Source organism: Pedobacter sp. 05L430 (assembly GCF_056397585.1).
The window spans coordinates 1-8,857 of record NZ_JBFTNT010000173.1; the positions used below are offsets into that span (position 1 = coordinate 1).

Here is an 8,857-nt window from a genome sequence, read left to right on the forward strand (position 1 = left end):
ATACATGTACCAACGGGTACAGTATACTCTGTTTCTACCAACAACGACGGTAGATTTAGCATTGCAAATATGAGACCTGGTGGTCCGTATACTATTGAAGTAAACTATGTAGGCTTCCAAAAAGAAAGTGCTACTGATATTTATTTAAAGTTAGGTGATCCATATACTTTAAATGTAGTATTAAGTGATGACAGTAAAAATCTTGAAGAAGTAGTAGTATCTGGTAAAAAGGATGCAACTATGAATAGCAAGAGAACTGGTGCTGCTACAACCATTTCAAAAGAGCAAATTCAAAATTTACCTACTTTGAGCCGTAGTCTTCAGGATTTTACGCGTTTAACACCTCAGGCAAATGGTAACTCTTTCTCTGGATCAAGTACTCGTTACAACAGCATCAACATCGATGGTGCCATGAACAATGACATCTTTGGTATCGCAGGTTCACCGGCACCGGGTGGTTTAGCCAAAACTCAGCCTATTTCACTTGATGCTGTACAAGAGATTCAAGTTGTTTTAGCTCCTTACGATGTGAGCTATGGTAACTTTACAGGTGGTGGCATTAATGCCATTWCCCGTTCAGGAACAAACAATGTAGAAGGATCAGCTTACTTTTTTGGTAGAAACCAGAAACTAGTAGGTAAAAACTTTGCAGGCGAGAAAGCAAACGACTTTTACAGAACTCAATACGGTTTCCGTTTAGGTGCTCCAATTGTTAAGAATAAATTATTCTTCTTTGTAAACGCTGAGCAAACCAGAGATAAAGTTCCTACATCATTTAATGTTGGTGATGCAAATGCTATGCTTTCAGCAACTGATGCCAATACATTAGCTGATTTTGTTAAAAAAACTTATGGCTATGATATTGGTAGCTTTGATAAAATTGATCAGGAAACTAAAAGTGATAAGATTTTTGCGCGCTTAGATTGGAATATCAACAGCAAAAACCAATTGACTTTGCGTCACAATTATATTAAAGCATCTGATGACAACCTTAGCAGAAGCCCTTCTTTCTTCCGGTTAGGAAACAATGGATATAAGTTTGCCAATACTCAAAACATCAGTGTATTGGAGTTAAGGTCTCAAATAAATTCAAGCCTATCAAATAATCTTATTGTGGGTTACTCAAGAATCAGAGATTCACGTGCTACAAATGGTGCTTTATTCCCTCAGGTAGAAATTCAGAACTGGGGCGGACAAGCAGGAAGCACACTTCAGTTCGGTTCAGAAAGAAGCTCTACAGCTAACTCACTTGATCAGGATGTGATTGAATTTACGGATAACTTGAAATTATTAGCTGGTAACCATACTTTTACTTTAGGTACGCACAACGAGTTTTTCAAATTCAGCAACTTGTTCGTAAATAACTACAGAGGTCGTTATCGTTTCAGTAATCTTGACAATTTCTACAATGATAAGCCGAACAATATAGATGTTACTTATCCTGCGATTGCGGGTACTGTTCCTGCTGCTGCATTTAAAGCAGCTCAATTAGGATTTTACTTCCAGGACGAAATCCAAGTAGATCCTACCTTCAGATTGACTGCGGGTTTAAGATTAGATGTTCCTTTATTCTTTGATAAACCCGCTGATAATCCAGCAGTTTCTGCCGCATTCCCAGGTTATGGAACAAGTAATTTACCAAGTGGACAAATTTTAGTTTCTCCTCGTATCGGATTTAACTGGGATGCAACTGGTGACAGAACAATTCAAATACGTGGTGGTAGTGGATTATTTACGGGGCGTGCTCCATTTGTATGGTTCTCTAACCAATATGGAAATACTGGTTTAGATTATAAATCTATTGCATTATCAGGAGCTGCTGCTAATAATGCTGGTTTTGAGCCTGATCCAAACAAACAATCTACAGTTGGGTCGGCTGGAAATACTTATCAGGTTAACTTAATGAGCCCAAGATTCAGAGTACCTCAGGTATTCCGTAATAACTTAGCTGCTGATTTTAAATTGCCTGGAGGTATGTTAGGTACTTTAGAGGCTATTTACTCTAAAACTGTGAACAACATTCTTTATAAAGATTTAAATGTTAAAGCAAAAGGGACTACTATAGATCCAGCCTTGAGCAATGGAAATGACTTGCGTCCTGCTTACTCAAATAGAGTAAATCCAACCTACACAGGTGCTTATCTTTTAGATAATACCAGTAGAGGCTATTCTTACAGTCTGACTGCTGAGTTAAAGAAAAACTTTTCTAACGGTTTATTCGCAACTGTAGCTTATAACTATGGCGRATCTAAAGATGTAAACTCTGGTGCTAGCAGTACTGCTCAGTCTAACTGGGAGTTTGTTCAGATCGTTAATGACGCTAATAATCCTGATCTTGTTTATTCAAACCAAGACATCCGTCATAGAATTTTAGGTAGCTTATCGTACGCTGTTAACTATGGTCGTCAAAAATCAAGTGGAACTACTTTCTCAGTATTCTATGCGGGTAGTTCAGGCGTTCCTTTTACCTACTTGTATAATGGTGATTTAAATGGTGATGGTGCTTTTGGTAATGATTTATTGTTTGTTCCAAGAACAATGAACGATATCAATATGGTGAAACTTGAAATCAAAGATGCAAAAGGTGTTGTTGTTAAAACCTATACTCCACAAGAGCAATGGGATGCATTAAATACCTACATCAATAACGATTCATACCTTAAAACAATAAGAGGCCAGTATGCAAAAAGAAATGGTGCTCGTTTACCTTGGCAACACCAGGTAGATCTTCGCGTAATGCAAGATATAGGTACCATGATTGGGTCAACTAAAAACCGCTTACAATTATCGTTTGATGTATTTAACTTCACCAACTTATTGAATAAGAAATGGGGTCGTCAATACAGCTATGGCAACCAGGCTTATCAGTTGATTTCGTATAACTCAGGCCTTAAAGGATTTAATTTCTCTCCTACAACTCCTGGTAATACGTCTACTGAATCTTTCGATTCAAGATGGCAAGGACAAATTGGAGTTAGATATTTGTTTAACTAAGAATTATAATCATAAACAAAAAAGGCTCCCAATTTAGGAGCCTTTTTTGTTTAAACAATGAATTATGCACTATAATGCCGTTATCGAACCCAAATATTGGCTGTTCGAGGCACTTAGCCTATCATCAGATACAAAGTACCCCAAGCGGTTCATTTCTCATTTACGGTATGACTTTTAAGATATCGCATCCTTTTATTCTTTGTGCACCACTATTATTAAAGCTCATTTCCTTACTGTTTGGGGCATAAGCCAAAAGCATTACACGATCAGAGTTTTCCTGCGGGATGTTATGTTGTACATCCCAATTAAATTTTAATCCTTCAGCTACCATTTCCACTGTAGGGTTAAATGCCAGTGATAGATCTTCTGTGCTAATTATGATTTTGAATAGTCGATTTCCACATCAGGAAGATAACCCTTTAAAGCATTTGGTTTGTTATATTCAATAGCCAGATTCTGATAATTTTTAGTCGTGCCCCTGGCTTCAGGGCCAAAACCTGTTTTAAGAAGTTGTTTCATTCCAGAAAAGAACTCATTTATGACTTTCATTTGCTGGCGATTGTTAAGTTGTTTGATTGTTGGTGGATTGTTGTTTCTCCGTTGGACCTTATAATTTATTGGCCATTAAGGTCATAGCATGTTACGGCACCTACTTTTTCCGATACACCCCCAAGGATGCCATTTTTAAGTTTACCCATTTTTTTATATCTGATTAAAGTTTAGTTGCAGGGACGCTTGGAAATATCCCAGAGTTAAATATAGATAAATATAATATTGCTTTAAGTGGTTAACTATTAGGTGGTTTGGGATGTTTTTGTAGGGCGTTGCTAGGGACTTAATAGGGGAATAGCCCTAGCATTGCCCTGTCAACAAGAATTTATCTTATACTGGAATTAGTACTTTAACATCATGGTTTACAGATGATTTAAATTTTTGCTTTTAGATAACAGCCATTTTGGGCTAATAGTTAAATTTCAATCAAATGACATTTAGCTATACCATTTCTCTTTTTTTTTACGTTATTACAACGAATAAGTTACAATTGGGATCAGTAAATTATTAGGAGGAGCTATATAATGTCTTTAGAAATTACAGAATCAGAAAAATTACAAATGACTACAAAAGAGTTTTTGAGTGAACATTCTTTTGAAGAAATACATGAGATGCTAGATAAGTTGTACAGTGGATGGGCAGGTCATGCAGCTGTTCAGGTTGAAACTGAAGAGCGACTTAAAACACTAATATTTTTCGATGAATTAAAACAGTTCTTCGAGAAAATAGAAGAAAGCAATTAGGGATATAATCCGCTAATAGTTATTTGTAATTAAAATTAGTAATTTGGATTTACAAGCTAAGTTCTTTTCAATTAAGGTAAGAACAAACGCCTCCAGACTGTGAATCGAATACATTCCTTTTTACTTACCCAAGTCTTGTTAAAATACGTGCTAATATGTAGCATGTTTTGTTTTCTTTTTTTGGCAGCTAATGCTCAAAACAAGCATCGTAAATTTAAAGTAATTGCATTTTATACCGGTAAAAATGATCAGGCTCACATAAGCTTTGTTCATGAAGCCAATAAATGGTTCCCAAGAATGGCAGAGGAGCGTAATTTCACTTATGATTCAACCAATAACTGGGACAATCTTAATGCAAGCTTTCTTTCAAAATATCAGGTGGTTATTTTTTTAGATACACGGCCTGATAAACCAGCGGAGCGACAAGCATTTGAAAATTATATGAAACACGGAGGGGCGTGGATGGGCTTTCACTTTTCGGCCTTTGCATTAACTCCGTCAGACTTTCCACAAAACTGGGATTGGTACCATAATGAATTTCTAGGCTCCGGATCTTATGGAAGCAATACCTGGCGACCAACGTCAGCTGTTCTTCGGGTCGAAGATAAAAAGCATCCTACCACAAAAAACTTACCTGATACATTCAACTCAGCCCCAAATGAGTGGTATAAATGGACAAATGACCTTACAAAGAACCCAAATATTAAAATACTATTGTCAATTGACAGCAGCAGCTTTCCTCTGGGTACAGGGCCTAAACCTTACGAGATATGGCATAGTGGTTATTATCCTGTAGCGTGGACAAATAAGAACTATAAAATGGTATATATGAATATGGGGCATAACGATATTGATTATGAACATACACCTCATAACAAGGATTTATCATTTACGTTTGATAACGAAGTTCAAAATAAACTGGTTCTTAACAGCTTAATTTGGCTCGGCAGTAAATAAGTACAATTCAAACCGAAATATCTACGCTTCATCAACTATTTGTCTTTTCCTGATTAACAGATCTACAGCTTTGTATAAGAAATAAGCTAATAGTGATATGTTAACAGGATGTCTTTTTGAAAATAGAGTAAGTGTCAGGATACTTGGCGATACTTCGGATTTGATTTCATTGCACAAAACTGTGCGTAGAATAACAGTGGTAATAGTTGATTATGAACTCAATGATACCAGCGTTTCTAATCTACTGGTAGATTTTTTAGAAAATATTGAAAAAGCAATTCATAAAAATCTGACTGTTTCTGAGGGCTTTGAAAGTTCATGGACAGAATTGCTAATGATTAGCCGGTTGTTAAGGCTATTATCTGGCTATGTGGTAACGGATGAGCTGGACGAAATCAATATGCTTCTCCTTGAATATATTATCGGAAAAACGATCTCGCCTGCAAATGAGCAGGAGTACATAGGGCTTAATAATTATATAGAGCAGGAATTTTTATGCGTAAACATTAAACAATTTATTAGAAGTTTTGACTGCATAATAAATAAAAAACACACCTATGAAAAACATTAGATATACATTAATTACCGGTGCCAGTTCAGGGTTAGGAAAAGAGTTTTCTATTCAGTGTGCGGCTGTGGGAATGAATATTATTATGGTTGCCCTTCCTGGAAGCAATATGACCTCGATTGCCGAAAACCTCGCGCTTGAATATCAAATAGAGGCTAAAGTGTTTGAATTTGATATAACCGATAGTATATTGCTCATAGAAAGGTTGAATTACATTATAGAAAATTTTGAGGTCGACTTTTTAATTAATAACGCGGGCATTGGTGGTACGGCTTCTATAACAGAAAGCTCCTTAGAAGCTATGGATAGAATTTTGCAGGTTAACATCAGAAGTATGGTTTCTATCACTCAAATGCTATTGCCTCATTTGTTAAAACAACAGAAAAGCCATATCATGAATATCTCTAGTATGGCTGCTTTTACGCCAATAGCTTATAAAACTGTATATCCAGCCTCAAAAGCGTTTATTTCTTCATTTTCATTGGGGTTAAGAGAGGAACTGCACGACACCAATTTGTCGGTTAGTGTGGTTTATCCGGGGCCGATAATGACAAATTCAGGGGTGTCCATAAGGATAATGGGGCAGGGTTCAAAAGGACGGATTGGTTTGTTAACTACAGCCGAGATTGTTCGTATTGCGCTAAAACAAACCATACTTAAAAAAGCGGTAATAATTCCGGGTTTATGGAATAAGATAAATCATAGGCTAATGGGGATTTTACCTATGGAGATGAAACTTAGAATCGTATCGCGCGCAGTCAAAAAAGAAATTGCAATTAAATAATATCCAAAAGAATAATGAAAGTTTTAATAACCGGTGGTAATGGCTTTTTAGGCTCAAATGTCGCTCGTGAATTGTTCAGGCGAGGTTATGAGGTTAAGCTGATGATGAGAGGTACCTCGGATGCTAATGTAATTTCTGATGTGCCATGCGAAATCTATCATGGTGATATCAGTAACCAGGATGAAGTATCTATGGCTGTAAAGGGCTGCGATTATGTAGTGCATACGGCGTCTATAACCCAACAATGGGCCGTAACTTTTAAAGAGTACGAATTAATTAATGTTAGAGGCACTATAAATGTAGTTAATGCTTGCCTGGAACATAATGTGAAAAAGCTAATCCACATTAGTACTGCAAACACTATAGGGCCAGGTAATAAAATTAAGCCGGCTAATGAATTGAACTCCTTTACACTGTTACATGTAAATTCAGGGTATATCAACAGTAAATACATTGCTCAGCAATATGTTTTGGAACAGGTTGAACGTAAAAACCTTCAGGCAATAATTGTAAACCCAACATTTATGATCGGGCAATTTGACGTAAAACCCAGTTCTGGTAAAATCATACTGCATGGTATAAACAAACGGTTGGTTTTTTATCCGCCAGGGGGTAAAAATTTTGTACACATTAATGATGTATGCGCAGGTATTGCTAATGCATTGGAGATAGGTAAAATAGGTGATTGTTACTTGCTGGCTGGGGAGAATTTAACTTATAAAGAGTTCTTTAAATTACTGAATGAGGTAGCTGGACAGGATCCTGCCATGGTACGCATACCTCAATTCGTTTTAAAAATGATAGGAATAATGGGTACATTGGTTGGAGTATTTAGCAAAACATCGGGTAAGCTGACGTATTCTTCGGCCTATATGCTGTGTTTATATAACTACTATTCGGGCAAAAAATCTGAACGGGAACTACTGGTAAAATACACCCCGATAGATAAGGCTATAGGTAGTGCATTAACATGGTTCAAAGAAAATAATTACTGTTGAGCTTACTACTATGTTGATTGGTTTTTTAATAATGCTGATAAGGATGAATCCGGCCAAAGTTGAACAGATTTTTCAGAATAAATATTTTAAATACGGTTTAAGGGTATTGGTGCTGTATGTTTTTAGCCTGATATTTAAATCTTTTGACCTTACGTTTCCGCACGAAGTTGGTTCATTCTTATTAAGAGGGCAGGCTTTTAGTTTGCTGTATATCATTTTCGGCTTATTTTCATGGGAGGGAGCAGCCAGGCTATCGAAATATATAGATAGGAATATTTTTAATAAAAGTGTTTCGTCTAAGCTGTTGCTTTTATGCATTAGCCTTTTGTTATATGGTCTGCTTGTAGCTTATTTGTTTGGGTTATGCTATTCTGTATTCGATATTGTATTATTTAAGCAATATGAAGCCTGGAATCATTTTGTGGCTTTTAGCTATGATTTGAATTTTGGTACTTTCATTTTCTACCTTTTAATACTTGCTTACAATGGTGTGGTTCTTTATTACAAGAACTGGAAGGAATCGCAGCTGAATGCAGAACGGTTAATGCGCGAGAATATCCAGGCTAAGTACGATGTGTTGAAAAGTCAGATAGATCCTCATTTTTTCTTTAACTCACTAAGTGTGCTTACAAATCTGGTATATAAAAGTCCGGATTTATCGGCCGAGTATATTACACAATTGGCTAAGAGTTACAGGTATATACTGGATAAGAAATTTGAAAATCTGGTAACCATTAAAACAGAACTGGAATTTTTAGAATCTTATTCTTTCCTGATCAGGATAAGGCATCAGAGCAGCATAGAATTCCATATAAACATTAGTGAAGAGGTAAAATGTACAGGTATGGTACCGCCGGCAACTTTGCAAATGCTGGTCGAAAATGCAGTAAAACATAATCGCTTTTCGGCCAATGACCCGCTACGTATTTGTATAAAAGACGAAGGTGAGTATCTTATTATTGCAAACGATCTGAGAAAACGTGCAAGTGTCCAGAATTCTATTGGTGTTGGTTTGGATAATATCAGTAAAAGGTACGAGCTAACAAGTGATAAAAGAATTACCATAACCGAAACAGATAATACATTTACAGTACGCGTACCAATAATACATAGTTATGAAGATTATAATATTTGAGGATGAGAGGCATAATGCCGAAAGGTTGATTCAACTTCTGCAAAAATGTTTGCCCGTGATTGATGTGGTGGCTATTATTGAGTCTGTTGAAGACGGTGTTAAATGGCTGGATGATCAGGCTAATAC

At 36.4% G+C, this 8,857-nt stretch carries 9 protein-coding genes; 7 read left to right on the forward strand and 2 right to left on the reverse strand.

Features of this window, described 5'->3' with window-relative positions:
- Positions 1-2,994, forward strand: a 2,994-nt coding sequence (locus tag AC1DG9_RS18480) for a TonB-dependent receptor (RefSeq protein WP_477635013.1), incomplete at its 5' end; no start/stop codon positions are given.
- 160 nt (positions 2,995-3,154) lie between these two features.
- Here the strand turns inward: AC1DG9_RS18480 and AC1DG9_RS18485 are convergent.
- On the reverse strand, positions 3,155-3,325 hold the full coding sequence (locus AC1DG9_RS18485; protein WP_288882277.1) for a hypothetical protein: 171 nt from the start codon (positions 3,323-3,325) through the stop codon (positions 3,155-3,157).
- A gap of 44 nt (positions 3,326-3,369) precedes the next feature.
- Positions 3,370-3,612: a DUF6266 family protein gene (locus AC1DG9_RS18490; protein ID WP_288882394.1), complete on the reverse strand. Its 243-nt coding sequence runs from the start codon at positions 3,610-3,612 to the stop codon at positions 3,370-3,372.
- Between the two features lie 494 nt (positions 3,613-4,106).
- Between AC1DG9_RS18490 and AC1DG9_RS18495 the strand changes: the two genes are divergently transcribed.
- From AC1DG9_RS18495 to AC1DG9_RS18520, 6 genes are all read left to right on the forward strand, one after another.
- Positions 4,107-4,289 carry a hypothetical protein gene (locus AC1DG9_RS18495; RefSeq protein WP_172663867.1) on the forward strand — a complete coding sequence of 61 codons (183 nt, stop codon included), beginning with the start codon at positions 4,107-4,109 and terminating at the stop codon, positions 4,287-4,289.
- Positions 4,290-4,451: 162 nt separating this feature from the next.
- The gene (locus AC1DG9_RS18500) at positions 4,452-5,246 is read left to right on the forward strand and encodes a ThuA domain-containing protein (RefSeq protein ID WP_172663866.1); all 795 of its coding nucleotides are present in this window, start codon (positions 4,452-4,454) and stop codon (positions 5,244-5,246) included.
- 181 nt (positions 5,247-5,427) lie between these two features.
- A complete protein-coding gene (locus tag AC1DG9_RS18505) occupies positions 5,428-5,817 on the forward strand; it encodes a hypothetical protein (RefSeq protein ID WP_477611736.1) in 390 nt (129 codons plus the stop codon).
- Positions 5,804-6,598: an SDR family NAD(P)-dependent oxidoreductase gene (locus tag AC1DG9_RS18510; protein WP_337715216.1), complete on the forward strand. Its 795-nt coding sequence runs from the start codon at positions 5,804-5,806 to the stop codon at positions 6,596-6,598. Before AC1DG9_RS18505 ends, AC1DG9_RS18510 begins: the two co-directional genes overlap by 14 nt.
- Before the next feature lie 14 nt (positions 6,599-6,612).
- Complete coding sequence (locus AC1DG9_RS18515) at positions 6,613-7,596, forward strand: NAD-dependent epimerase/dehydratase family protein (protein WP_288882282.1); 984 nt, start codon at positions 6,613-6,615, stop codon at positions 7,594-7,596.
- Between the two features lie 43 nt (positions 7,597-7,639).
- On the forward strand, positions 7,640-8,731 hold the full coding sequence (locus AC1DG9_RS18520; RefSeq protein WP_337715214.1) for a sensor histidine kinase: 1,092 nt from the start codon (positions 7,640-7,642) through the stop codon (positions 8,729-8,731).
- Positions 8,732-8,857: the final 126 nt, after the last annotated feature.